The organism is Vibrio sp. 10N.222.46.A1 (assembly GCF_041473595.1).
GTDB classification, from domain to species: domain Bacteria; phylum Pseudomonadota; class Gammaproteobacteria; order Enterobacterales; family Vibrionaceae; genus Vibrio; species Vibrio tasmaniensis_A.
The window spans coordinates 1-1,019 of sequence record NZ_JBFRSN010000830.1; the positions used below are offsets into that span (position 1 = coordinate 1).

Consider the following 1,019-nt stretch of genomic DNA (forward strand, 5'->3'; position numbering starts at 1 on the left):
TTTTTAAACAGACTCGTTACGGTTTTGATCCTAATGGACAGCGCATCATAAAGAACCAGTTTGGCAAAACCATGATTCGAGTTTTATGGAGTAGTGACAAAGATGAAGTGGTTGTGGTTATCAAGGGATCACACAGTGTTTCTGACTGGCTACTCACTTTTGCACTATGGACAAGAAGCTGTAAAAAGATTGGGCTGAACTATCGTGTACATGCCGGTTTCTATCATCTCATGTTTCAAGAAAGCCAGCCGAGTCGTAACGAAGACAAGCTTGGGCAAACCGTTATCGAACGCTTAGAAGCGACACTCTTGCCTTTGTTAGAACAAGGGAAAAGGATTTCTATAACCGGCCACTCTTCTGGTGGTGCAATTGGCTGCGTGTTCGCAGATTACCTAGATCAAAAGTATCCAGGCTGTGTTAAGCGAATCGTGACTTTTGGCCAACCTGCGATTGGTGATTGGAATTTTCGAAAGCACTACCGTTTGAGTAAGAAAACCTACCGTATCTGTTGCGACATAGATATTGTCACCTTCATGCCGCCCGTGCCTCTGTTGTATTGGCATGTAGGGAAAGTGCTTTGGCTCTATAACGGCAGGATCTACGAAAACACACCGACGTTTATACGTCTTGGGCGCTCTGTTCTAAGTTGGTTGATCAGACCTTTTTCTTACCACTTAATGAGCAAATATATTCGCAATAAGGATTTCTTTGATAAGCACTGAGACTCATTTGAAGCTATTAAAGAAAGAGCACAGGCCTATTACTGTCTGTGCTCTTTAGTTTCTAAACCTATGTTGTTTTCTGCAATATCGATTAAAGATTAAAGCTTGAAGCGTGACAACTCTCGTTTCAAGTCACTCGCTAAATGACTTAGCTGATCGGCTTGTGAAACCGCATCGGTCGCATCAACTGCCATCACATCACTCACTTCACGAACAGATTCGGTATTCGCATTGATTTCGGCAGTAACCAGTGACTGCTCTTCAGCGGCAGAAGCAATCTGAGTCGCCATATCACTG

At 43.4% G+C, this 1,019-nt stretch carries 1 protein-coding gene and 1 pseudogene; one reads left to right on the top strand and one right to left on the bottom strand.

All coding sequences use genetic code 11. The annotated features are described in order from the left end of the window. Positions 1-722: lipase family protein (locus AB4496_RS20640; RefSeq protein WP_372131824.1), on the top strand; the 722-nt coding region annotated here is incomplete at its 5' end. Positions 723-820: 98 nt separating this feature from the next. Here the strand turns inward: AB4496_RS20640 and AB4496_RS20645 are convergent. Continuing rightward, a pseudogene (locus AB4496_RS20645) lies at positions 821-1,019 on the bottom strand (methyl-accepting chemotaxis protein); the annotation flags it as partial.